The 23,346-nt window shown below is 45.7% G+C and carries 24 protein-coding genes; 2 read left to right on the top strand and 22 right to left on the bottom strand.

What is annotated here, in order from left to right; translation table 11 throughout:
* Window positions 1-39: 39 nt before the first annotated feature.
* From JOD82_RS00520 to JOD82_RS00505, 4 genes are all read right to left on the bottom strand, one after another.
* Complete coding sequence (locus JOD82_RS00520) at window positions 40-1,026, bottom strand: alpha-ketoacid dehydrogenase subunit beta (protein WP_039270974.1); 987 nt, start codon at window positions 1,024-1,026, stop codon at window positions 40-42.
* Window positions 1,027-1,028: 2 nt separating this feature from the next.
* A complete protein-coding gene (locus tag JOD82_RS00515; protein ID WP_025723034.1) occupies window positions 1,029-2,057 on the bottom strand; it encodes a thiamine pyrophosphate-dependent dehydrogenase E1 component subunit alpha in 1,029 nt (342 codons plus the stop codon).
* 140 nt (window positions 2,058-2,197) lie between these two features.
* A complete protein-coding gene (lpdA, locus tag JOD82_RS00510; protein ID WP_209947339.1) occupies window positions 2,198-3,619 on the bottom strand; it encodes a dihydrolipoyl dehydrogenase in 1,422 nt (473 codons plus the stop codon).
* A gap of 126 nt (window positions 3,620-3,745) precedes the next feature.
* A complete protein-coding gene (locus JOD82_RS00505; protein WP_013310799.1) occupies window positions 3,746-3,979 on the bottom strand; it encodes a hypothetical protein in 234 nt (77 codons plus the stop codon).
* A 208-nt stretch (window positions 3,980-4,187) separates the two neighbouring features.
* Here JOD82_RS00505 and JOD82_RS00500 point away from each other — a divergent pair, with 208 nt between their 5' ends.
* Both JOD82_RS00500 and JOD82_RS00495 read left to right on the top strand, forming a co-directional pair.
* Window positions 4,188-4,784, top strand: a complete 597-nt coding sequence (locus JOD82_RS00500; protein WP_023989232.1) for a thymidine kinase — start codon at window positions 4,188-4,190, stop codon at window positions 4,782-4,784.
* A gap of 170 nt (window positions 4,785-4,954) precedes the next feature.
* A complete protein-coding gene (locus JOD82_RS00495; protein ID WP_209947337.1) occupies window positions 4,955-5,731 on the top strand; it encodes a sporulation protein in 777 nt (258 codons plus the stop codon).
* A 106-nt stretch (window positions 5,732-5,837) separates the two neighbouring features.
* On the opposite strand, the gene JOD82_RS00490 is transcribed toward JOD82_RS00495, so the two are convergent.
* From JOD82_RS00490 to amaP, 18 genes are all read right to left on the bottom strand, one after another.
* Window positions 5,838-6,242 (bottom strand): hypothetical protein, encoded by a 405-nt coding sequence (locus tag JOD82_RS00490; protein ID WP_209947335.1) that lies wholly within the window; start codon window positions 6,240-6,242, stop codon window positions 5,838-5,840.
* A 348-nt stretch (window positions 6,243-6,590) separates the two neighbouring features.
* Complete coding sequence (locus JOD82_RS00480; protein WP_245248875.1) at window positions 6,591-7,145, bottom strand: hypothetical protein; 555 nt, start codon at window positions 7,143-7,145, stop codon at window positions 6,591-6,593.
* A 113-nt stretch (window positions 7,146-7,258) separates the two neighbouring features.
* Complete coding sequence (locus tag JOD82_RS00475; protein WP_209947333.1) at window positions 7,259-8,959, bottom strand: methyl-accepting chemotaxis protein; 1,701 nt, start codon at window positions 8,957-8,959, stop codon at window positions 7,259-7,261.
* Window positions 8,960-9,260: 301 nt separating this feature from the next.
* A complete protein-coding gene (locus JOD82_RS00470; protein WP_069012723.1) occupies window positions 9,261-10,010 on the bottom strand; it encodes a class I SAM-dependent methyltransferase in 750 nt (249 codons plus the stop codon).
* 380 nt (window positions 10,011-10,390) lie between these two features.
* Entirely contained in the window at window positions 10,391-11,194 is an 804-nt protein-coding gene (gene spo0A, locus JOD82_RS00465; protein ID WP_029517271.1) for a sporulation transcription factor Spo0A, read from the bottom strand.
* Between the two features lie 216 nt (window positions 11,195-11,410).
* Window positions 11,411-12,571, bottom strand: coding sequence for a SpoIVB peptidase (spoIVB, locus tag JOD82_RS00460; protein ID WP_069012724.1), 1,161 nt, complete (start codon window positions 12,569-12,571; stop codon window positions 11,411-11,413).
* Between the two features lie 123 nt (window positions 12,572-12,694).
* Window positions 12,695-14,413 carry a DNA repair protein RecN gene (gene recN / locus JOD82_RS00455; protein ID WP_069012725.1) on the bottom strand — a complete coding sequence of 573 codons (1,719 nt, stop codon included), beginning with the start codon at window positions 14,411-14,413 and terminating at the stop codon, window positions 12,695-12,697.
* Between the two features lie 58 nt (window positions 14,414-14,471).
* On the bottom strand, window positions 14,472-14,921 hold the full coding sequence (gene ahrC / locus JOD82_RS00450) for a transcriptional regulator AhrC/ArgR (protein ID WP_013310809.1): 450 nt from the start codon (window positions 14,919-14,921) through the stop codon (window positions 14,472-14,474).
* Window positions 14,922-14,937: 16 nt separating this feature from the next.
* A complete protein-coding gene (locus tag JOD82_RS00445; RefSeq protein WP_029517268.1) occupies window positions 14,938-15,414 on the bottom strand; it encodes a hypothetical protein in 477 nt (158 codons plus the stop codon).
* Between the two features lie 155 nt (window positions 15,415-15,569).
* A complete protein-coding gene (locus JOD82_RS00440; RefSeq protein ID WP_029517267.1) occupies window positions 15,570-16,421 on the bottom strand; it encodes a TlyA family RNA methyltransferase in 852 nt (283 codons plus the stop codon).
* A 76-nt stretch (window positions 16,422-16,497) separates the two neighbouring features.
* Window positions 16,498-18,396 (bottom strand): 1-deoxy-D-xylulose-5-phosphate synthase, encoded by a 1,899-nt coding sequence (gene dxs / locus JOD82_RS00435; RefSeq protein ID WP_029517266.1) that lies wholly within the window; start codon window positions 18,394-18,396, stop codon window positions 16,498-16,500.
* A gap of 107 nt (window positions 18,397-18,503) precedes the next feature.
* The gene (locus JOD82_RS00430) at window positions 18,504-19,427 is read right to left on the bottom strand and encodes a polyprenyl synthetase family protein (RefSeq protein ID WP_069012726.1); all 924 of its coding nucleotides are present in this window, start codon (window positions 19,425-19,427) and stop codon (window positions 18,504-18,506) included.
* On the bottom strand, window positions 19,399-19,659 hold the full coding sequence (gene xseB / locus JOD82_RS00425; protein WP_013310814.1) for an exodeoxyribonuclease VII small subunit: 261 nt from the start codon (window positions 19,657-19,659) through the stop codon (window positions 19,399-19,401). Before xseB ends, JOD82_RS00430 begins: the two co-directional genes overlap by 29 nt.
* Window positions 19,649-21,013 (bottom strand): exodeoxyribonuclease VII large subunit, encoded by a 1,365-nt coding sequence (gene xseA, locus JOD82_RS00420; protein WP_081317622.1) that lies wholly within the window; start codon window positions 21,011-21,013, stop codon window positions 19,649-19,651. Before xseA ends, xseB begins: the two co-directional genes overlap by 11 nt.
* Window positions 21,014-21,025: 12 nt before the next feature.
* Window positions 21,026-21,883, bottom strand: coding sequence for a bifunctional methylenetetrahydrofolate dehydrogenase/methenyltetrahydrofolate cyclohydrolase FolD (folD, locus tag JOD82_RS00415; protein ID WP_029517261.1), 858 nt, complete (start codon window positions 21,881-21,883; stop codon window positions 21,026-21,028).
* A 37-nt stretch (window positions 21,884-21,920) separates the two neighbouring features.
* Window positions 21,921-22,370, bottom strand: a complete 450-nt coding sequence (nusB, locus tag JOD82_RS00410; RefSeq protein ID WP_013310817.1) for a transcription antitermination factor NusB — start codon at window positions 22,368-22,370, stop codon at window positions 21,921-21,923.
* A 136-nt stretch (window positions 22,371-22,506) separates the two neighbouring features.
* The gene (locus tag JOD82_RS00405) at window positions 22,507-22,740 is read right to left on the bottom strand and encodes a DUF2273 domain-containing protein (RefSeq protein WP_023989248.1); all 234 of its coding nucleotides are present in this window, start codon (window positions 22,738-22,740) and stop codon (window positions 22,507-22,509) included.
* A gap of 15 nt (window positions 22,741-22,755) precedes the next feature.
* Window positions 22,756-23,295, bottom strand: a complete 540-nt coding sequence (gene amaP, locus JOD82_RS00400) for an alkaline shock response membrane anchor protein AmaP (RefSeq protein WP_029517260.1) — start codon at window positions 23,293-23,295, stop codon at window positions 22,756-22,758.
* Between the last annotated feature and the right edge of the window lie 51 nt (window positions 23,296-23,346).

The following is a 23,346-nucleotide window of genomic DNA, read 5'->3' as shown; positions in this document are numbered from 1 at the left end:
GCTATACTTTTGGAATGCTTTCGTCCAATCTGCCCTATATTAATACATTGCAAGACGGCGCATGGCTTCCTTAACCTTATCCTTGTTTAACATATAAAACTTCTCCATCGGTGGGCTGATCGGCATGGCTGGTACATCAGGAGCACATAGACGCTCAATCGGCGCATCCAGCTCGAACAGACACTCCTCATTAATAATAGCCGATACCTCGGCACCGATGCCGCCCGTTTTGTTGTCCTCATGCACGATTAATACCTTACCTGTATGTCGTGCAGCCTCAACAATGGCTTCGCGGTCCAGCGGTTGGAGTGTGCGCAAATCCACAACATGTGCGGTAATGCCCTCTTCCTTCTCCAATTCCTCAGCAGCCTGCATGACAAAATGCAAAGGCTGGCTATAACCGATGACCGTAATATCGTCACCCTCACGTAATAGATTAGCCTTGCCAATCGGAACGATATAATCATCCTCAGGCACTTCACCCTTGATCAGCTTGTAGGATTTTTTATTTTCAAAAAACAGCACCGGATCAGGGTCACGAATGGCTGCTTTCAGCAATCCTTTTGCGTCATAAGGGGTAAATGGAGCAACAATTTTCAAACCCGGCGTACCAAAAAAGATCGATTCTGGACACTGAGAGTGATACAAACCGCCAAAGATCCCACCACCGATTGGCGCGCGGATTACCACAGGACAGTTCCAATCGTTGTTAGAGCGGTAGCGGATTTTAGCAGCCTCACTAATAATCTGATTGGTCGCCGGAAGCATAAAGTCCGAATATTGCATTTCGGCAATCGGCTTCATTCCGTACATGGCCGCACCAATCGCAACCCCGGCAATAGCCGACTCAGCCAATGGCGTATCCATGACACGTTGCTCACCGAATTGGTCCATAAGCCCCTTTGTCGTTGTAAAGACACCGCCCTTCACCCCGACATCCTCACCTAATACAAAAACCGTTTCATCCTGCTCCATCTCTTCTTTCATGGCAAGACGAATCGCATCAATATATTCCATAATCGCCATCGTTATCGGCCCTCCCCATCGCTATCTGCATACACATGCAGCAGCGTATCTTCGGGCTTTGGAAAAGGCGCTTTATCTGCATATTCAATCGCTTCCTTGACTTCGAGCAGCAGCTCAGCCGACAGATCCGCATCCTTGGCCTCATCCCAAATGCCGCATTCGATCAAGTAGCTTTTCATACGGGCTACGCCATCCTTGGCCCAGTTCTCATCCACTTCCTCCTTGGTCCGGTAAGCCAGATCATTATCCGAGGTGGAGTGAGGAGACAGTCGGTACATCATGGCTTCGATCAGCGTAGGACCTTCACCGCGGACAGCACGTTCGCGTGCTTCCTTCACCGCCGCATATACCGCCAATGCATCATTACCATCGACTCGAATCCCTGGAAATCCATATCCCAAAGCACGGTCGCTTACCTTGCCTGCCAACTGTTTATGAATCGGAACCGATATCGCATATTGATTGTTCTCGCACATAATGATGACTGGCAGCTTCTGTACACCAGCAAAGTTACAGCCTTCGTGAAAATCTCCCTGATTGCTGGAGCCTTCTCCAAACGTAACAAACGATACAAAATCCTTTTTCTGCATTTTGGCAGCCAAAGCTACACCTACTGCATGCGGAACCTGTGTCGTTACTGGGCTGGAGCCTGTCACAATACGCAACCGTTTACTACCAAAATGTCCTGGCATCTGGCGACCACCGCTATTGGGATCATCTGCCTTGGCAAATGCCGACAGCATCAGTTCGCGCGGCGTCATTCCTACCGCTAGCACGAATCCATAATCCCGATAATAGGGAAGAAAATAGTCCTTTTCCCGGTCAAGGCCGAAAGCTGCACCTACTTGTGCTGCCTCCTGTCCAATGCCGGAAACGTGGAAATTAATTTTCCCTGCCCGTTGCAGGAGCATGTTGCGCTCGTCAAATCTTCTTGCGAGCAACATATATCTGTACATATCAATAACTTGTCCGTGAGTAAGTCCCAGCTGTTCATGTCTGAAGCCAGCGTCTACAGCGCCTTTAGAACTCATTGAGGCACCTCCTTAAGTGTCAAACATTCTACTTCCATTACCTAGTACCATCTTGTCTTAAAACCTGGTACTAAACTCTGACTAACCCCATTATAATCCTTTTCTCCCCAAAAAGAAAAGCACCGATTTATTTGAAACGTTTATATGCCAATCGCCTGTCCATCAACGGCCAGCATCGCTTCTCCCAAAATCTCCGACAACGTCGGATGCGGATGAATAAGCTGTCCGACTTCCCACGGCGTAGCATCCAGCAGTTGCGCAAGAGCCGCCTCGCTGATCAGGTCCGTCACATGCGTACCGATCATATGTACACCGAGAATATCATTGGTCTTCTCGTCGGCCACTACTTTGACGAAGCCGTCCCGACTGCCGTATACTAGCGATTTTCCGATAGCTTGAAAAGGGAACTTCCCTGTCTTCACCTGATGTCCACGCTCGCGGGCTTCTTGCTCCGTTAAGCCGACGCTTGCGGCTTCAGGACGTGTATAAATACACCGCGGAATCAGATGGTTAGGTACACTGTGAAAATCTTCGCCCGCCAGATGATGAACCGCCTGCAAACCTTCATGGCTCGCTGCATGCGCCAGTTGTAAGCCGCCGATGCAATCCCCAATGGCGTAAATATGTGGTTCATTCGTCTGCAAATGTTCATTAACTGAGATAAAGCCACGCTCTACGCGGATATCCGTATTTTCCAGCCCGATATTTTCCACATTTGCCTGACGCCCTACAGAAATGAGCAGTTTGGTAGCGCTGAGGGTTTCGGTTTCTTCCCCTTTTTGCACGTCAATCTGCACACCTTCCTCATCTTTGCCGTATGTTTTAGCCAGCACTTGTGAACCCGTCAGCACCTTGACACCACGCTTGGTTAACAAGCGCTGCATTTCACGCGAAACGTCTTCGTCTTCAGTGGGAATAAGTCGATTCGCAGCTTCAACCACCGTAACCTCCACGCCAAAATCATTTAGCATGGAAGCCCACTCCACGCCAATAACACCACCGCCCACGATAATCAGGGATGCTGGCAGCTCCTCCATAGTTAACGCTTCGTCACTGCTCAGAATAAATTCGCCATCTGGCTCTAGTCCGGACAGCACACGCGGGCGTGATCCTGTTGCAATAATGAGATGTGCAGGAACAATCGTTTCCATCTCACCATCTTCTAGTTCCACGGCAACTGCCCCGCTTTTTGGAGAAAATATAGACGGACCAATCACGCGCCCCTTACCGCTCAGTACCGTAATTTTATTTTTACGCATCAAAAATTGAACGCCCTGATGCAGCTGTTCCACAACGGCTTCCTTACGTTCCTGAACCTTGGGAAATACAAGCTGTGCTCCCGATGTCTCGATACCGTATTGTGCACTTTCTTTAATCGTGGCATATACTTCCGCACTGCGTAGCAAGGCCTTACTCGGAATGCAACCACGGTGCAGACAGGTTCCGCCAAGCTTGTCCTTTTCGATGATAACCACTTCTTTGCCTAGCTGGGCGGCACGAATGGCTGCTACATACCCCCCGGTTCCTCCACCCAAAATAGCGACATCACAATGTATAGTCATGTTTCTCCTCCATTAACAATTGATTATATATAGCTTATTGTACTCTCTTTATTTCACTGTACAAAATATAGCGTTTAGGCATAGGCTACAAAAAAGCTAACCCTTTAATCCAGATATCTTTCCACATCATTCATACAGCGCATCTCGTAATTTGGTAGACATCCTTGGACTTTGTGCTGATTTGGCTCGCAGCGCCTTGCGAAATGATTCATTTTGTTTGCGCAGAAAGTTCAGCTCTGTCTCCAGCTCAGTGATGAGTTCTAGAGCTTGCGGACTGATCAGCCCTTGCTCCAGTAATGCTCCTTTTTTGGCACTATAATCCGTATTTTTTTCGTCCATGCCTTTCACTCTTCCCTTCATTCCACTACGCTTCACCATATCATGCCCGCGGCGGCAGAGCAATGACGACCACATTTACGTTTTAGGAATGAACATACAAAAACATGTCGAAAATCAATATATTTTCTCTAGTCTGTATACGGCTGGTTATGGTAATCTATAATGGCGTTTTCTTTCGGAGAAGAAGATTTACAGTGTTATGTACATGTTACAGAGAGGGGAATTCGCTTTGCCTACAGGACGAATTACGATTATTACAGGCCCCATGTTCAGTGAAAAATCCGGCGAATTGATTCGCCGCTGTCAAAAACTAATCCAATACGGGCATCGTAAAGTGGTAGCTTACAAACCCGCTGAAGATAACCGCTATGCCGAGGACGAAATAGTAAGCCGGATCGGATATCGGCTGCCCGCTATCTCTATCCCAAGAAAACTTACAGATGAGCTCGTTCAGCGTATTTTGCAAGAAACAAAAGATGCCGACGTGGTTGCCTTTGACGAAGTCCAGTTTTTCAGTCGTCATATTATGTCGCTTGTACAAGAGCTAGCTTATTGCGGCAAGCATGTAATTGCCGATGGGCTGAATCTGGATTATCGAGGCAAAGAGTTCGGCTATGTCGGTGGTCTGCTCGCCATGGCGGATGACATCGAGAAGCTGACTTCCTTTTGCGCTGTCTGCGGTAGCTCGGAAGCAGTATTTACGCAACGTATGGTAAATGGTAAACCTTCCACTGTGGGACCTATTGTGATGATCGGCGACTCTGAGGCTTATGAGCCTCGTTGTCGAAATTGCTTTATACCTCCTCATAAAGTGAACTGCGATTAGTGGACAGATAGATCGACAAGCTGCAATATGCTACGTGAGTACCAGTGACTTTTTTCTTGCATTTTTTTGGAACGAATCGAACCATTGCCCCGTATATCCGGTTAAGCTGTACAAGTTTTTAGTTTTCGTTTGTATATCATGACCATGAGATTATCTGGGGGGACGGAATAATGAGTTTTTTCAACAAAATCTTAGCAAGCGCAGGAATCGGTTCAGCTAAAGTCGATACGCTGGTGGATCAAGCCGTATATGTGCCTGGGGAAGAACTTAGTGGGATCATGCGCATCAAAGGCGGCAAAATTGATCAGGAAATCGGCAAAATTGACATCGAGCTCAAGACTGAATATATCGTGGAGCACGATGATAAAAAAACTATCAGCACCTGCTGCATTGCACGGATTAAGGTATCTGACGGCTTTCATCTAGAACAAGGACAGGAGCTTGAAATTCCTTTTTCCTTCAGATTGCCGTTGGAAACTCCTGTTACTCACGCCAAACAGCCCGTCTGGCTGGAAACAGCATTAGATATTGGCATGGCTTTGGACCCGACCGATCGTGATTCACTCAAAATCGAGCCACATCCCTATATGAATACAGTGTTTGAGGCGGTTAACCTGCTGGGCTTCCGATTCCGCTCCTCCACCTGCGAACGTCATCCTAAGCTGGGACGCGGCGTTCCGTACGTACAGGAATTTGAATTTACGCCCGGATCAGAATATGCACGTGATATCGAGGAGCTAGAGCTGATTATGCAGTTGGAACCCGAGGGTGTGCATGTGCTTGTAGAAGTAGACCGCAGGGGAAGAGGGTTATCTGGTTGGCTTGAGACTGCATTTGATATGGATGAGCGTCATGCCTGGTTGAGTTTAAGCCGGGAAGATCTCTCCTATGGACCCGATCACATAGCAGATGCGCTCGAGGAACTGATTGACAGGCAAATTAGATAACGATGTAAAGCCAAACAAAAAACTCCTAACCAATTTACTACATCGGTTGGGAGTTTTTATTAAATAAAAGAATTCTTTAATGATGGTCATCAATCGTCTGTATAGACTAAAGTGGCAACATATCCTGTCTTTCCGCCTTATGCTTACACTCTTTGCATACCCCATACAGCGATCCATTGTCATCCGCATAGAAGGTTAATTTGTCTTCTTTTTTACAAAAGGAGCATTTTTGCTTGCCTGTGCCCTGGATAGAGTCAGACAGTCCAAACCCAGTTTGGGCCTGAATACCTGCTGCTTTTGCATTCGTGCGTGGACCGGAAGACACTTTAGACTTAGATTCATTACCGGTGCGGGATTGTCGAGCGGACTTACGAGGACGAAATTCAACGACATTACTGTCCCGCTGTTCATTCACTTGTTTGTTGCTGCTGCGACTACGCCTTACTTTAATAATCCAACCCAACGCCACCAACAACACGCCGAAGAATATCCAAGTCAGACTATCCCACATACTCTCATCCCCGCCTTTGCTTTAGAATCAATTGGGTTAATACCACTAGCCCGTTCAATGCGATGACTTAGCCTATAGCTTTATTCATTGAAATATACCCGTGTATACAGCCTCTGTGCTGTTCATCCGATTGTCTCCATATAAAAATCGTACCCTCCCGTGCAACTCCAACTCGTCTCTAAGCAAGAAACTGAGCATATTAGGTAAATCATCTTTTCCTGAGGAGTACATTGACCCGTTTTACAAATTGTACATCATCCTTTTGAAAAACGATAATATCCCCTCTATGAAGATCGTTCTCCTTATCATAGCCCAATGGTGAGAATAAAAATGGCCCAGATGGCTACATTACTCCCCTTGATAATAAAAATCAATGAATCTTTTCGTCAACGGATTAAACTTATCAAAGCGTTTGCGGTGCGGTAAAAAGCCTGACTTATGTACTTGTTCTGCTAGTGTTTCTACATGTTCAAATCGCTTGAAAAAGGGCAACGCGAAAGTGTAAATATCTTCAATAATCTCTTGGATCACCCGTTCTCTTTCAGCTTCTGTGGACACAAGGTAATCCCTGTTTTCCGTATATTTCTTGGTGAGAGCAATCAACTCACTGTGAAAACAAGCGCCAGTATTATACTTCTTTTTTATTCTTTTGGATTCTACGATAATATAAACTTTTAATGCACCATATTTCGTCGCACCAAAACTAATTTCAAATATAAATTCCTTGGTTTCTTTTTTCAAAACTTTTCTGCTTTTCAGATATTTAGAATCATTCAAAAATGGTGTAGCTATGATTTTTTCTATCGCTAACTGACGTAGGTCATTTGCTTTAAGTTCAGTCTTATTGTCCATCATGTCACTCCAACCCAAAGAAGTTCCCACCATTATATCATATCTTTCCAATTACAGATTCCTCATATCTCCACCCTTTAATCACAATATATTAATAAAAAAAGAAAAAAGCCGCTCACAATAGAGCAGCTAGTTCCTCTGAAACATAAAAAGCAGTATACGAATTATACTTTGAATTTACCAATTTGCCCTTGCAGGTCTTCCGCCATTTGGGACAGATTTCTTGCAGAAGAAGCAATTTCCTCCATAGATGCCAGCTGTTCCTGAGTTGCGGCAGATACGTGTTGTGTCCCTGCTGCGGCTTCTTCAGCAATCGCTGAAATTTGTCTGACAAAACCAACAATCTCATCAGTACTTGCAGACATTTGTTCTGATCCGGCAGAAACCTCTTCAATTTCACTGGCCACTTTATTTACAGTTTCCTGAATGAGTTCAAAGGATGCGCCTGCATTTTGTACAACTTCACGACCTGTCATGACATCCTTCCCGTTGGACGCTACCGCTTCAATAGCATGGGTAGTATCCTTTTGAATCAATCCCACAAGCTCCGTAATTTGTTGAGCAGAATGAGCCGATTGTTCAGCCAACTTGCGAACTTCGCCTGCAACTACAGCAAATCCGCGACCATGTTCTCCTGCACGGGCCGCTTCGATCGCAGCGTTCAAGGCAAGAAGGTTGGTCTGACTAGAAATATTGGTGATAACATCAATGATCTTGCCAATTTCGTCTGAGCGCTCTCCCAATCCAGCCATGAGATCTGCCAATCCATTCATCGAATCATTTACGGCATTCATCTGCGTAACTGCCTGTTGAATCATCTGGTTACCTTCAGCCGATTTATGGGCCGCATCTTGCGCAGATGCGAATACATTTTGCGCGCGGATGGCGATTTGCTCAACACCGATAGACATTTCTTCAATAGCTTGGGACGATTTCGTCACCATATCTACCTGATCTCCTGTTCCAGTAGCTACTTCTTGCACCGTTTCGGTTATTTGTGCAGAAGCTTGGCTATTTTGCTCTGCGCTGGCCGTCAATTCTTCTGAGGAAGTGGTTACCAGCTCAGTCGTCTTACTCACAGATTGAATCAGTTCACGAAGGTTCTCAACCATGACATTGAAAGAATGTGCCAACGTACTGATTTCGTCCTTGCCCTTCACAATGATAGCTTCACTTGTAAGATCACCCGATGCGATACTTTCAGCAGCACGACTGATTCGCAAGATAGGTTTAGAAATAATTTGGGCTATGATGATTGCCATGATCAATGCTAATATAACGGCTACAACGCTCAAAACGATGACCAGTTGTCTACCTGAAATAAAGTTGTCAACAGCTTCTTTCGTAGTCTGTTTAGATCCATCTGCATTCAATTTAATGAGCTGACCGATCATATCGTTTGAACTATACCATAACTTATAGGACTCTTGATGAAGGATGCTTGATTGAGTGTAATCATTAGCTTTCCCCGCTTCAATCATTTCTGGCAACTTAGCCAAATACTCCGCATAATTTTTGGAGAATTCTTCATACATTTCACGTTCTTTAGGGGTAGCAATTAATTTTTCGTATGTTTTTCGACCGTCCTCAACCTTTTTTAAAACCTTATCATATTCTGCCTGAACCTTCTCCATTTCTTCTGGGTCACGTTCTACAATAATGTTTAATGAGATCCGCTCTACGTCAGATATATCACCATTTAGTGTTCCCAGGATAGTCACACTTGGCATCCAATGGCTATCGATTGCCATCGAAGTGTCACCTAATTTTTTCATTCTGGAGATAGATGTTGTACTAATGACAATCAATAATATTATTACCGCAAGAAAACCTAATATCAATTTTGTTCGAATGTTAAATTTCATATATTCGCTCCTCAGCTCTCTTTATAATTAGATACTATATCGACAAGAAACGACACATTGTTTATATCAAATTTAAAGAGAATTTCAGAACTGTTTACAAAAGGGAGATTTCTCTTCGTGATAGTTAGTGCAACTGATTCAGGTTTATATTATATACCTCTTGTAGAGCATTATGTTTTATAATTCCCAACAATTGTACCGTCATATATAGCAAGAGAGGTGCTGAAAATCTTTATTCACTTATTGCATCAAACTTCTAAGTTTAAAAAAAAGATACCCAAAACGGGTATCTCTTTATGTTTTACTTCCTAGCAATCACCATAAATCGTTCTGAATTTGTCCTTATTCCTATTTCGGTTTGGTTTTCCAAAATAAATTGTTGGAGTATTTGAAAATCAATTTCTTTTTCTCCGAAGTTAGGAATAATTGGAGTGTATTTCAAGAGAAATATTAAGTCTGCAGGAGTCTGATAATATTCGGTTGCATTGAATTCAAATGACTGTATGTCGTTAAAGCCCGCATCACTTAATTCCGTAATATATTTAGCTTTTAACGAGTCTTTCTTAGCACCCCATGCCTGTCCTCTTCCAAACGCTTCTTTAATATTTAATTTGTCGTTTTCGCTTACTTGCTGTGTCAGGAACATACCACCCTTTACTAACACCTTTTCTATTTCTTTTGCATAAAAACATGAGTGTCGAGAAGAGATTACATTAAAGAAGTTCTCAGGAAAATTTAGATTTTCAGCACCCATCTGGAGAAAACGAACATTTGCTATGTCTGATTCAGCAGAATTCTTGGTTGCTGTTTCAATCATTCCGGTGGAATGGTCAATCCCAACTAGAAGTAATGCAGAATCTGCTATTGATAAAATGGCTTCCCCGCCGCCAGTACCGATGTCAAGCAATATGTCCGACTTCTTGCATGTCTTCGCTACTTCATTGTAGAAGTCCCATTTTACGCCTTTGGAGATACATTTCACCTTACTGAAATCCCATCCGTTGATTTTTCCAATCTTATCATAAAACTCTTTATACTCTATTGAATTCATTTACTTTTCACCTTCCAAATAAGGATAAAAGCTACGGGCTAGCAGACCGATATTCAAAATTTTAGTTTGTTTAGTCAAAAGGATAGACTCCCCCCTTGACGGCTGGTACGCGTTTTTTTCCAACCCGGAAACTAAATACTTCGAACAGTACGGAAAGACATCCGATTCACCTCATTTGAAAGATTGTTTTAATTATAAAAAATACCGCTCCTTTACTGGTGTCTGGAAGAACCAATAAAAAGGCGGTATTAGTTGTCCACTATTCAGAAGTATATCGGTATCGGGACGGCTGTTGTGGAGATTCGTAGCCGTCCCTACAATTATCATTGATAAACGTCAAAACCCAAGAATTCCTTGCTTCATCAATCATTCTGGCCCTTTCAGGACACCTTGTTCTCAATTCTCAGCTTATCTGCCACCATCGCTATGAACTCTGAATTGGTTGGTTTGGACTTACTGATATTAATGGTGTAACCGAACAGGTGTGAAATGCTGTCGATATTTCCGCGGGTCCATGCTACCTCGATAGCATGACGAATGGCGCGTTCTACGCGAGATGCCGTCGTTTTGAACTTTTCGGCAATTGCCGGATATAATGTTTTGGTGATGGCTCCTAAAATTTCGATATTATTGTACACCATCGTAATGGCTTCACGTAAATATTGATAGCCCTTGATGTGAGCTGGTACACCAATTTCATGTATGATGGCCGTGATACTGGCATCCAGGTTTTTCGTCTTACCCATAGGTACAACGTTGGACCGCATGGATGAAATGGTCACCGGACTGCTGTTAACTAACTGAGGTCCCACCAATTGGCGAACACGGTTAGCCAGCACTTCCATGTCAAACGGCTTCAAAATATAATAAGATGCCCCGAGCTGTACGGCCCTCTGTGTAATATTTTCTTGACCGAATGCAGTCAGCATAATGATTTTCGGCTGTGGAGTCAGGTTCATTTCTCTCAAACGCTCCAATACACCCAGACCATCCAGATGAGGCATAATAATATCCAAAATAAGTACATCAGGTATGTTGCGGGATTCTGCGATGCGTTGGAGCACTTCTTCACCGTTATAGGCGATTCCTGTAACTTCCATATCCTCCTGATCGGAAATATATTCAGCAAGCAAATTCGTAAATTCCCGGTTGTCATCAGCCAACAATACCTCAATTTTTTGCAATGTACTTCCTCCTCATTGAGTGATATTCCATTGTGATATCTGTTTACAGTATATAAATATTTCTTGTCGGAGTATATGATTTCGACATCGAATTATGAATTCCTTCTGTCGAAAATTATTTTTATTTATTTTTTTTATAGTTTCTATTATAATTGATTCTTTATCTTGCAATTATGAGCTATTCCCCTGCTTTTCGACAAAAAAATCTTAAGGCCACTAGCTCGCCTTAAGATTAGAAGATGATTTTAAGCTTACGTTATTCTGCATGATTCCTGCATCGCGCAGCATCCATTCGATAAAACAACCGTAACCTGATTTAGGATCATTCACAAATACATGTGTTACAGCCCCGATAAGCTTACCATTTTGGATGATCGGACTACCGCTCATTCCTTGCACGATTCCCCCGGTCTTATCCAACAGCTTTGGATCTACAATACGAATCACAAGTCCTTTGGTTGCCGGTTTGTCCTGCTGAGAAATGTGTACAATTTCCGCCTGAAACCGCTGAATTTGTTGACCTTCCAGTACAGTCAAAATTTCTGCAGGTCCTTCCTTTACTTCATTCGCAAGAGCCACCGGAATAGGAGTCGAATACAATCCATATTGCGGCTCATCTGACATTTTCCCAAAGATTCCGAAATTCGTATTTCGTTCAATATTTCCTAATACCCGATGATCTTTGAGAAAATGAGCGCGTTTTTCTCCTGGTTCCCCACTTTGGCTTTTCGCAATTGATGTCACATTGGACTGCACAATCTCTCCGCTTCCCACGACAATAGGGGTTTGGGTATTCATATCGGTAATTACGTGGCCCAAGGCCCCGTATACACCTTGGTCTGGTGCGTAAAACGTTAATGTACCTACACCTGCAGCCGAGTCCCTAATATACAACCCAAGCCGCCATGCTTTATCATCCTGATCATATGCTGGTGTTAACTTGGTGGAAATGGTCTGCTCACCTCGACAAAGCGTAATGTCGAGCGCCTTTTTATTCTTACCTGCTTCGTCTACTACTTCAGCAACCCTTGCCAGGCTATTGAGTGGTTTGCCGTTCATGTGTGTAATCCGATCCCCTAGGCGAATCCCCGCTGTTTCACCAGGTGATACCTTACGATCATTACTTTCCTGAATGATATGGTGACCGACGACAAGCACTCCTGAAGATTTTACTTTAACCCCAATCGTCTGCCCTCCCGGGTATACTTTTAAATCGGGAATTACACTTTCTTGGGTTGTCCTCACGCTTTTAGAACCGAACAAATCCAAAGAAGCTTGTGGAGGCAGCGCTGCTTGCACATGCTGAGCGTTACCGATAGAACACATAAGAAAAACAAGCAAAAGACCGAGCAATTTGATCCTGGAGTAAAAATTCAATGGCTGTCACGCTCCCTTTGCTTCTTTCGCTTGACGAGTAAAGGTGGTCGCCAATTGCGTACCTATAAGGTAACCTTGCCCCCAGGCTTTTATAACTGTTAAACATTACGCCGGCCGCTCTTTTCAGGCTTTCTTTCCTTCCGCCAAATTCAGCATTTCCTGTGCGTGATGCAATGTTTTTTCGGTAATTTCCACACCGCCCAGCATCCGTGCCAATTCTTTGACACGCCCGTCCTCCGTAAGTCCCTCAATTTGAGTCATGGTCCGTCCGTCATGAACATTTTTCTCAATAAGGTACTGATGATCTGCCATACATGCCACCTGTGGCAAATGAGTAATGGAGAACACCTGACAAACGGAAGATAAACGATATAGCTTCTCGGCAATGGATTGAGCTGCACGACCACTCACCCCGGTATCCACCTCGTCAAAAATGAGTACTGGAATTTGATCATGACGCGCAAAAATACTTTTCATCGCCAACATGATACGTGATAGCTCACCGCCTGAAGCGATCTTACCAAGTGGACGTAATGGCTCACCTGGATTAGGGGAAATAAGAAATTCAGCATTATCAATGCCCTGCTTGGTAGGTCTTACCTTCAGACCTTTGTACTCATATCCGCGTGGATCTTCAATTGGATCAATGCGCACCTTGAGTGACGTTCTTTCCATCTGTAGGTCTTTTAACTCCTGCTCCACTTGCTCTGCAAGCTCTTCAGCGCAAATTTCACGTGCTTCTGTAAGCTCTTCCGAAATCTCAAGCAAATCGGACAGCAACTCGTCCCGTTTTGCAATGAGCTGCTCCAGCCGCTCATCTTTATTTTCCAGCAGATCGGTTTCCTGCTCAATACGGCTATAGTATTCCAAAATCTGCTCTATACTATCACCATATTTTCGCTGTAATCCGGTAATTTGATTCAAACGTTGTTCCACTTCATGCAGCTTGCCTGGATTAAATTCAATATCCTCACGATAAGAACGTAATTGGAATGCTGCGTCCTCCAACTGGTAAAAAGCAGACTGAATCTGCTCTGCAATGGGCTGAAGGCTTTTGCTGTCATAGTTTTGGACATCGTTCAATCTGGTCAACACGTTATTGATCGTATCCAGTCCACCTCTGCCGCTTAAGAGTTCGTATGCTCCTGATATCCCATCCATCATTTTCTCACTATGGGATAGCTTGACCCGTTCTTCTGCCAATAATTCATCTTCTCCCAATTTCAACTCCGCCGCAGCGATCTCTTCTAGTTGAAATCGGTACATATCCAAAAGCTGATAAGCCTTTTGACTGGAGCTTTGCAGTTCTCTTACTTCTTTTTCCGCTTTGACAAAAGCATTGTAACGCTCCCGATAAAGCGTTTTGACCGGACCGATCACCGAATCACCGAACGTATCCAGCAGCGCCAGATGGCGATCTGCACGTAGCAGGCTTTGATGCTCATGCTGCCCGTGTATATTGACGAGTTGCTCACCTACCTCACGCAGCATCGTTAAATTAACCATCTGGCCGTTAATTCGAGAAGAGCTTTTTCCCTGAACCGTAAGTTCACGACGAATTAGCAAATGCTCCTCCGCATTAGCCTTAATCCCTTGTTCCTCAAGTGTATTCCAAACGGGGTGTTTTACTGGCAGTTCAAACAAGGCTTCCATCTCTGCTTTATCACAACCGTAACGCACTAAATCAGCAGAGCCCCTACCGCCTGCAATTAGCCCAAGCGCATCGATAATAATGGATTTACCAGCACCTGTTTCCCCGCTCAACACATGAAACCCTTTATAAAAATGAACATCGACGGCCTCTACGACCGCCAAATTCCGTATAGACAAAGTGACCAGCATCGTTCTTTCACCTCTATGATGTACAAATTAAAACGCCTAATATGCGTAGCCATTATAATTAGGAAATGTAGCCCATAAGACGATTCACGATAGCTTCGCTGTTTTCTTCCGATCGGCAAATAATCAAAATGGTGTCATCTCCGCTAATCGTACCCATAATTTCGGACCATTCAATATTGTCCAATAAAGCAGCAATCGAGTTGGCTGTTCCCGGCAGACACTTCATCACAATCAGATTGGTTGTGTAGTCAATATGCAAAAAGTTATCAACCAACGTACGTTTCAGTTTCTGGGCTGGATTGTAGCGCTGATCTGAAGGCATCGAATATTTATATCTGCCATCGTCCATTGGGACCTTGATGAGCAGTAGCTCCTTGATATCACGCGATACGGTCGCCTGCGTGACCTGAAAACCAGCCTTACGCAATGCTTCAACCAGATCATCCTGCGTCTCAATCTCATGTTGTGAAATAATTTCCCTAATTTTAATATGTCGTTGACCCTTCATATAATCCTCCTATGGATTAACCTTCATATTCCTCTTCTTCGAGGTCTTCCACTAATGTAATAAGGCGAATACTTCGCTCGTCCGTATCAACGTACAATACACCCGCGCAACCCGGATAGAGCAATAAATACGGCATGAGCCTGTCCCTTAAATCAGGACCACTCCACTCCATTGGTTTCTTGCGGCGTGACGTTTTGACCATATATGTCGAACCGTTTCGTACAGCCACGTAGTCTATAAACAAACGGCTATACACGGTATGTCCGTTCACTTTAAAAGCAAGCGGTATTTTCATCTTCCCGCCCACTACTTCATATCCTGCTTCTTCGAGTAGGTGTGTGGCAGGTCCTTCGTCCAAGTCCTCGTTAATCGGTATCGTCTTTAGCACAAGCGGCTCTGGCTCCTTCAACCAGGCACGTAGGCTATACAAAGCCCATATTCCTAATATCACCCCGATCACAGCGATGATAACCGTATCATATCTTGTGTCCATGGACCGATCACCTCATGGACATATTCTAGGACAAGATGTAAAATCCCTTTTCCTTTGTACATCTCATTATAGGCGAACGTGAGTTCTATAATCAATCCCTCACACCAAAAAGAGGTTCCCTTAAGTTCACAGAACTCATGGAGAACCCCTGAATGTTACTTACGCGATGGACCATTATTAAAAGTCTGACCTGCTTCCTGAACGGTACGTTCAATCAGTGGTCTGAAATCCATCTTCTCCAGCTGCGATTCTGCAGCAGGAAACCCATCCAAACGCCAATGCGCTAAAAATTCAATATTGCCTTCTCCACCTGTAATAGGTGAATAAGCCAAACCTTGCAGCGTAAGTCCAAGCTCATGTGCAAACATCAGAATGGTCTGCAACACTTCTTTATGCGTAGCAGGATCACGGACCACACCGGATTTTCCGACCTTTTCGCGTCCAGCTTCGAATTGCGGCTTGATTAGAGCTACAATATCAGCAGGTTGATGCAACAAGGCAAGCAACGGGGGCAAAATAATACGTAATGAAATAAAGGAAACGTCAATACTAGCAAAATTCGGCACGGAACCATTCAAATCCGCGGGTGTCATATATCTGAAATTCGTTTTCTCCATTACGCATACTCGTTCATCATTACGAAGCGACCAATCCAGCTGGTTATAACCCACATCAATGGCGTATACGTATTCAGCTCCATGCTGAAGCGCACAATCCGTAAAACCTCCAGTGGACGAGCCAATATCCAGCATTGTCCTGCCCTTCATATCCAGCTCAAATTGACGGATGGCCTTCTCCAGCTTCAATCCTCCACGGCTTACATACGGATGCACCGAACCCTTAACTTTAAGCTCGCTGGCGCGTGGTACCTTCATCCCCGCCTTCTCGATCCGTTCGCTGTCCGCCAGCACTAGCCCAGCCATAATCGCAGCTTTAGCTTTTTCACGGCTTTCAAAAAAGCCTTGTTCTACAAGTAATACATCAATGCGTTCCTTCGGAACAGACATGTTAATCTCCCTTTAGGCAGCCAGGCTGCTCTTGTCATACTTTTTATAAACGTCATGGTCTTCACTTCAAGTTACCCTATACAGATTGTCCCATGCCATATGCTGGCTCAGCAGCCCATTTACGCAACTTTAAGCATACATCTTCAATGGTGAGACCTACTTCAGCACGCTGCTCTTTGATGGAGCCATGCTCCACGAACAGATCGGGAATCCCCATTAGGCGCACCTGTGCCTCTTGTATTTCGGCTTTAGCGTAAAATTCCAGTACAGCGCTACCCAAGCTTCCTGCTTCAGAAGCTTCTTCCAATACGATCAGCTTCGTATGCTGACGAGCCAGCTCACGCAACATATCCTCGTCCAAAGGTTTCAGGAAACGAGCATTCACGACGCCCACTTGCAAACCTTCCCGTTTCATCGCCTCCGCAGCCTCTGTCGCCACCTGGAGCATCGGTCCTGATGCAATTACAGCAAAGCCCTCACCCTTACGCAGGAGCTCCCAACTGCCGATGGGAATAGCCTGTAATTCTTTATCCAACGGCACGCCAACCACATTAACACGTGGGTAACGATAAGCAATTGGACCATCTTCATAGTCGAGCGCTGTTTTCATCATATGACGTAGCTCGTTCTCATCCTTTGGCATCATAAGCACAAGATTGGGGATATGACGTAAGAATGCCACATCAAACACGCCATGATGAGTTTCCCCGTCAGCCCCAACAAAACCTGCACGGTCAATCGCGAACATTACGTTCGCATTATGACGACAGATATCATGCACAATCTGGTCATAAGCACGCTGCATAAAAGTGGAGTACACCGCAAACACCGGCTTCATCCCTTCCATTGCCAACGCAGCACACATGGTAGCTGCATGCTGTTCAGCAATGCCGACGTCAATCATACGGCTAGGAAACTCTTTACTAAACGGTACCAAACCTGATCCGCCAGGCATAGCGGGTGTGACCGCAACGATGCGCTCATCCTGCTCAGCCAGCTCAATCAACGTTCGACCGAAAATTTCCGTATACATCGGATTACCTACAGCTTTGAGTACCTGACCCGATTCAATTTTGTAGGGACTGATTCCATGCCATTTGTGTGAATCTGCTTCCGCAGGTTTATAGCCCTTGCCCTTGGTGGTTACGACATGCACCAATACAGGGCCAGTGACATTATCAGCCTGCTGGAAGGTTTCGATTAGCTTCGGCAAATCATGTCCGTCCACTGGACCGAGATACGTAAGTCCCAGCTCTTCAAACAGTACACCAGGCACCATCATATATTTAAGACTGTCCTTGACACGGCCAGCCGATTTGGCAAGTTTACCGCCGATCGCGGGTATTTTTTTCAGCAAAACTTCCAGCTCATCTTTTGCCCGCAAATAATGGCGGTCCGAGCGGATTTTACTCAAATAATTATGCATGGCCCCTACATTAGGTGCTATGGACATTTCGTTGTCATTCAGAATTACCATTAAATTTTTGCGCTCATGTCCGATATGATTCAACGCTTCGAAGGCCATCCCCCCAGTCAGCGCGCCGTCTCCGATCATTGCAATGACTTTATTGTCCTCGCCCTTCAAATCTCGAGCCAAAGCCATTCCCATTGCGGCCGACAGAGAAGTGCTGCTATGACCGGCTTCCCAAACATCATGCTCGCTCTCACTTCTTTTTACAAAACCACAAAGTCCATCACGCTGACGAAGTGTATCAAAACGGTCCATTCGCCCTGTCAATATTTTGTGTACGTAGGCTTGGTGCCCAACGTCATAAATCATCTTGTCCTTCGGACTGTTATAGCAATAATGCAGGGCGATCGTGAGCTCAACCACTCCCAGATTCGATGCCAGATGCCCCCCAGTCACGGACAGCTTCTCAATCAAAAAGCTCCTGATTTCCTCGGCTAGAGAAGCCAACTCCTCAACCGACAGTGATTTCAGATCGCCTGGTTGCTTTATGTGTGGAAGCAGCACGCATATCTCCCCGCTTTCCTTCAAGTTTGTGAGTAAAGTTAACAAGTATTATATCACACTTTTTGACTGTGCTTAAACGCAGACAAGTCAAAACAGCTCTAACGCAACTAATGATCACGCTTCATCAGGTAATCGGCTATCTCCAGCAAACGAGAAGAATCGGGGATACCACTCTCTATTATCACTCTTTTAGCAGATGCGGTGAGTTCCTCTACCTGCTGCAAAGATGCGTCCATACCAATGAAATACGGATAGGTGACCTTCTCTTGTTCAACATCACTTTGCGTTTTCTTACCCATTTTACTCTCATCGCCTATGAGGTCCAGTATATCGTCCTGTATCTGAAAAGCCAGCCCCAAATCTCGTCCAAAGCGTCGAAGCGCCTCTAATTGACCCTTGTCCGCCCCACCAATCCGTCCACCTGCCAAGAGCGAGAAAATAATCAAATCAGCCGTTTTATGAAGATGGATATATTCCAGTTCCTCGATCCCCGTCATTCCTTGCTCGCCTGACATATCGGCGACCTGTCCGCCTACCATGCCCCGCGCGCCACTCATTTCGGACAAATCCTCAACTATGGACAATAGCGAATCAGACGAAACACCGTGACGCCGTCCTGCTTGCACAATACTGTAAAAGGCATGGGTCAACAAAGCATCACCCGCAAGGACGGCAACCGCCTCGCCGTATACCTTATGATTCGTCAGCTTACCTCGCCGATAGTCATCATCATCCATGGCTGGCAAGTCGTCATGAATGAGGGAGTACGTATGTACCATTTCTACCGCACATGCCACTGGCAGCGCAGCTTCCCTGCTTCCACCGAATGCTTCAGCAGCAGCGATCACAAGCAGAGGCCGCAGCCGTTTTCCGCCTGCGGTGAGTGAATAATTCATGGATTCTCGAAGAACATCGGGAATGTCCCAATCGGCCGGGAATTGCTCGGTCAGTGCGGACGAAACCGCATCCGTCGTCCCGGTCAAATATTCCTTGAACGACGGTCTATTCAAGTCCTTCACCGCCGTTTTCATCCAGTCCCCCACCAAAAGGCTTCTTGCGCAAATCTCCATCCTCTTCCACGATCATTTCAATTTTACGTTCAACCTGCTCCAGCTTCTGACTGCAAAGTTGAGACAACTTCATCCCCCGCTGGAACAAATCAATGGCTTGCTCCAGAGGAACGTCTCCATGCTCCAGTTGTCCGACAATTTCTTCAAGAGCAGCCATAGCCGCTTCAAAATTCAATTCCGTTTCATTCGCCACCGTGCTTCGCGTCCTCCTTCATTCCCCATACTTGGCAGTCCAACTGCCCATCACTCACTTTAATCTTGATGGAATCTCCCGGCTGTACGTCTTTGAGCGACTTAATCAGCCGTTTTTCCTGCTCATCGTATACCAAGCTATAGCCTCGGGCCATGACTTTGAGTGGGCTCAGCGCATCCAGTTGACGAATTCCCGTGTGCAACTGCTGCCGTCCCGTTTTCGTAATAGCACGCATCGCAGACTCCAGCTGACGTTGCGCCATATCCGTCTGCTTGCGTGCTGAACGAATTTGTTCACGCGGATTAAACCGTTCTAGTACCTGACGCATACGTGCGTTCTTTTCTGCGTTCAAACGAGAACGGTTACGCGCTGCGCGGATTAGACGCTGATGCAGCATGTCCATTCGCTCTGCATGCTGTAGCATATAGCGGCGTGGGTGCAGCAGGACTGGTGAACGCTGAAGCCTCGCCAAGCGTACACGGCTGGTTTCCAGCCGCTGCCGGAGGGCGTTACGCAACCGTTGCTCCCGCTGGAGCAGCTGATCCCGTAGCTCTGCCTGATTAGGCACGGCCAACTCGGCTGCTGCGGTTGGCGTTGCCGCACGTAAGTCAGCCACAAAATCGGCAATGGTAAAATCCGTTTCGTGTCCAACTGCCGAAATAACCGGAATGACCGATGCGTAAATGGCGCGCGCAACCGCTTCCTCATTAAACGCCCACAGTTCTTCCAACGAGCCACCTCCCCGTCCGACAATCATCACCTGAACCTCTTGCATACGATTCATAGTTTCAATTGCCTTGACGATCGAGGGGGCGGCACCTTTTCCTTGTACAAGCACAGGATACAACACAATTCCAGCCTGCGGGTATCGCCGTTGAAGTGTCGTAATAATATCACGCACAGCCGCTCCAGTCGGTGACGTAATCACGCCAATGGTTACTGGATGGGCAGGGAGGCTACGCTTACGAGCAGTATCAAACAGTCCCTCTGCATCCAGCTTTTGCTTGAGCTGCTCGTAAGCTAAATAAAGGCTTCCTATACCATCAGGCTGCATTTGAGTCGCATAAAACTGATATTGTCCATCTCGTTCGTACACGGATACGTTTCCCCGGGCAATAACACGCGTACCTTCTTTCGGTACGAAAGGGAGCCGCTGATTATGGGTTGCAAACATAATCGAACGTATGCGGCTCCCCTCATCCTTGAGCGTAAAGTACATGTGACCACTTGAATGATGCGTAAAATTAGAAATTTCCCCGCGTATCCATACATCAGACAGCACCTGATCCGACTCCAATTTCATCCGGATATAACGATTCAGGTCCTTTATAGAGTAAATACGTTGTTCAGCCACAGGCAGCTGTCCTTATGCCAAACCGTGCGACCGCTTGGCCGCTACGAGCGTATTTTGCATCAGCATCGTAATTGTCATCGGCCCTACTCCGCCGGGAACAGGCGTAATCGGACCAGACACTTGCTTCACGCTCTCAAAATCAACGTCCCCCGCCAGCTTTCCGTTTTCCAGACGGTTCATCCCTACATCTATCACTACCGCTCCGGGCTTCACGAACGAAGCATCAATAAAGTTGGCTTTGCCGATCGCAACGACTAAGATATCTGCTTGTCGACTTAGGTCCGCAATATTCGCTGTACGGGAGTGGCACATCGTAACCGTAGCATTTTCACGCTGCAACAATAAAGACACTGGCTTGCCCACGATATTACTGCGACCAATAACTACCGCATGTTTACCGGCTATCTCCACTCCAGCACGCTTAATTAACTCAATGACTCCAGCAGGAGTACAAGGCAATAGACTATCGTCACCGATGACCAAATTCCCTACGTTCACCGGATGGAATCCATCCACATCCTTCTCCACTGCAATCGCGTCAATGACAGCTTTTTCATGAATATGCTTTGGCAACGGCAGTTGCACCAAAATTCCATGGATGGTACTTTGATGGTTCAGCTTGTTTACCAGTTCCAGTAATGCTTCCTGCGAAGTATCTGCTGCCAACCGGTGAACCTCGGAGTAATAGCCGAGATCATGGCATGCCTTTTCCTTGTTTTTAACATACACTTGCGAAGCGGGATCTTCGCCTACCAATACAACAGCCAGTCCGGGTTGAAAGCTGTGCTCTTTCAAACGAATGACCTCTTGCTGAATGCTTGCGCGAATATCCTGAGAGATTTGTTTACCATCAATGATCGGTGCTGACATGTTTTACCACTCTCCAACCTGATTCAGTAGTCTCTACTTAAAAACGTGCTTTCAATTGCTCCAGTTCTTGTATCACTCGCCCCAGTACGCCATTAACAAATTTACCGGATTCCTCGGTACCAAAGTGCTTCGACAACTCAATCGCTTCATTAACAGCTACCTTGGCTGGAACATCCTCACGGAAAATCATCTCATATGCCGCAAGCCTTAAAATTTGACGATCTACACGTGAAAGCCTGCTGATCTGCCAGCCTTTAAGATAATCCACCAGCAGCCCATCAATGGCTTCCTTGTGCTCCCACGTACCCCGCACATGCTCCAAGACATACGCTCTTAACACTGCTGCATTTTTAACGACAACTTCCGCTTCGTTTTCCTCAGCGGCTTCCTGAAGCAACATGTCCACGGCTGCTGCCGCATCCACTTCATTCATTTCCATATGGTACATACTCTGTACCGCTAATTCCCTCGCCAGACGTCTTTTCATGCCCTGCCTCCTACGCTTGCCTATATCTATTTTTCATTCTAACCAATTTCCACAAAAAAACCTGTGAACGCATCCTCCAAAACGTTGGGCGCAAAGAAGCTACAGCTCTATTTTTGGAGAACACGTATCACAGGGTTCATTTAAAAGGACGCCAACGTTGCGACAACCAATCGCCCCATTCCTTCCAAGGGAGGAATGAACCGAGCGCTGAATCGCTACGTCTTCCTAGCGTATATCCGATGAACACCATCAATGCAAAGAACAACATATTCCAAAAGCCTGCCCACAAATAAATAAAACCGAAAAAAATACCAGCCGTGATCCCCATGATCCGGCCCTTGTAACTTCCCCATATTTCTTTCCAGGGCATCAGGGAAAATCACCTCTATTCCACACGACTCTTAAAGCTGGGTGACTGAGAAACATTAGCGATGTACACCGATACATTGGACACAGGAATTCCTGTAATTTCTTCCACATGATCGTGTACCCCCTTTTGTACCTCGGAGGTTAACACCGGAATGGAGCTTTCCCCGTCTACAACCGCCCGAATCGTAATATCAAGTCCCGAATCCAACACACGAACGCGTGCTTTCAAATCCTGCATCCCGCGAAATCGGGAAGCTGCTTTGAGGCACAGATTTTCAATGGTATCCACTGAAATCTGAATGTCACCGTATTCCGTTCGTTGATCAATAGAATGCTGTACGGTTTGGTTCCGTCGAATAGAGATATAAAAAAAACGAAGACTCAATAACAACAGAACCCCTGCAATAATCAGGCTGGTAAACCACACTACTCGCTCATCCTCAATACTTAAAACATACGGAATGGCCCCGCTCAGGAGGAGGATGGCGAGAATGGAAATAATTCCGATACTTAAGCTGTACAAGAACAGCAGAAGTCTGTCCATAACTTTAGCCACGAAACGCACAGCCTCCTTAAATTAGAGTAAACCCTCGACCCATAAGGGTCG

Origin of the sequence: Paenibacillus sp. 1182 (genome assembly GCF_017833915.1) — a bacterium.
Classification (GTDB): domain Bacteria; phylum Bacillota; class Bacilli; order Paenibacillales; family Paenibacillaceae; genus Paenibacillus; species Paenibacillus polymyxa_D.
Note: the sequence above shows the minus strand (reverse complement) of the source record. Positions and strands in the feature narration are given on the sequence as shown.

Coding starts and splice junctions, on each gene's coding strand:
- JOD82_RS00505 (WP_013310799.1), bottom strand. CDS start 3,979: ATGAAGGGAAGAGTGAAAGGCATGGACGAAAAAAATACGGATTATAGT.
- JOD82_RS00445 (WP_029517268.1), bottom strand. CDS start 15,414: ATGGACACAAGATATGATACGGTTATCATCGCTGTGATCGGGGTGATA.
- JOD82_RS00440 (WP_029517267.1), bottom strand. CDS start 16,421: ATGTCTGTTCCGAAGGAACGCATTGATGTATTACTTGTAGAACAAGGC.
- JOD82_RS00520 (WP_039270974.1), bottom strand. CDS start 1,026: ATGGCGATTATGGAATATATTGATGCGATTCGTCTTGCCATGAAAGAA.
- ahrC (WP_013310809.1), bottom strand. CDS start 14,921: ATGAAGGGTCAACGACATATTAAAATTAGGGAAATTATTTCACAACAT.
- recN (WP_069012725.1), bottom strand. CDS start 14,413: ATGCTGGTCACTTTGTCTATACGGAATTTGGCGGTCGTAGAGGCCGTC.
- JOD82_RS00430 (WP_069012726.1), bottom strand. CDS start 19,427: ATGAAAACGGCGGTGAAGGACTTGAATAGACCGTCGTTCAAGGAATAT.
- lpdA (WP_209947339.1), bottom strand. CDS start 3,619: ATGACTATACATTGTGATGTCGCTATTTTGGGTGGAGGAACCGGGGGG.
- nusB (WP_013310817.1), bottom strand. CDS start 22,370: ATGAAAAGACGTCTGGCGAGGGAATTAGCGGTACAGAGTATGTACCAT.
- JOD82_RS00470 (WP_069012723.1), bottom strand. CDS start 10,010: ATGAATTCAATAGAGTATAAAGAGTTTTATGATAAGATTGGAAAAATC.
- JOD82_RS00405 (WP_023989248.1), bottom strand. CDS start 22,740: ATGCCCTGGAAAGAAATATGGGGAAGTTACAAGGGCCGGATCATGGGG.
- JOD82_RS00515 (WP_025723034.1), bottom strand. CDS start 2,057: ATGAGTTCTAAAGGCGCTGTAGACGCTGGCTTCAGACATGAACAGCTG.
- JOD82_RS00495 (WP_209947337.1), top strand. CDS start 4,955: ATGAGTTTTTTCAACAAAATCTTAGCAAGCGCAGGAATCGGTTCAGCT.
- JOD82_RS00490 (WP_209947335.1), bottom strand. CDS start 6,242: ATGTGGGATAGTCTGACTTGGATATTCTTCGGCGTGTTGTTGGTGGCG.
- folD (WP_029517261.1), bottom strand. CDS start 21,883: ATGTCAGCACCGATCATTGATGGTAAACAAATCTCTCAGGATATTCGC.
- JOD82_RS00475 (WP_209947333.1), bottom strand. CDS start 8,959: ATGAAATTTAACATTCGAACAAAATTGATATTAGGTTTTCTTGCGGTA.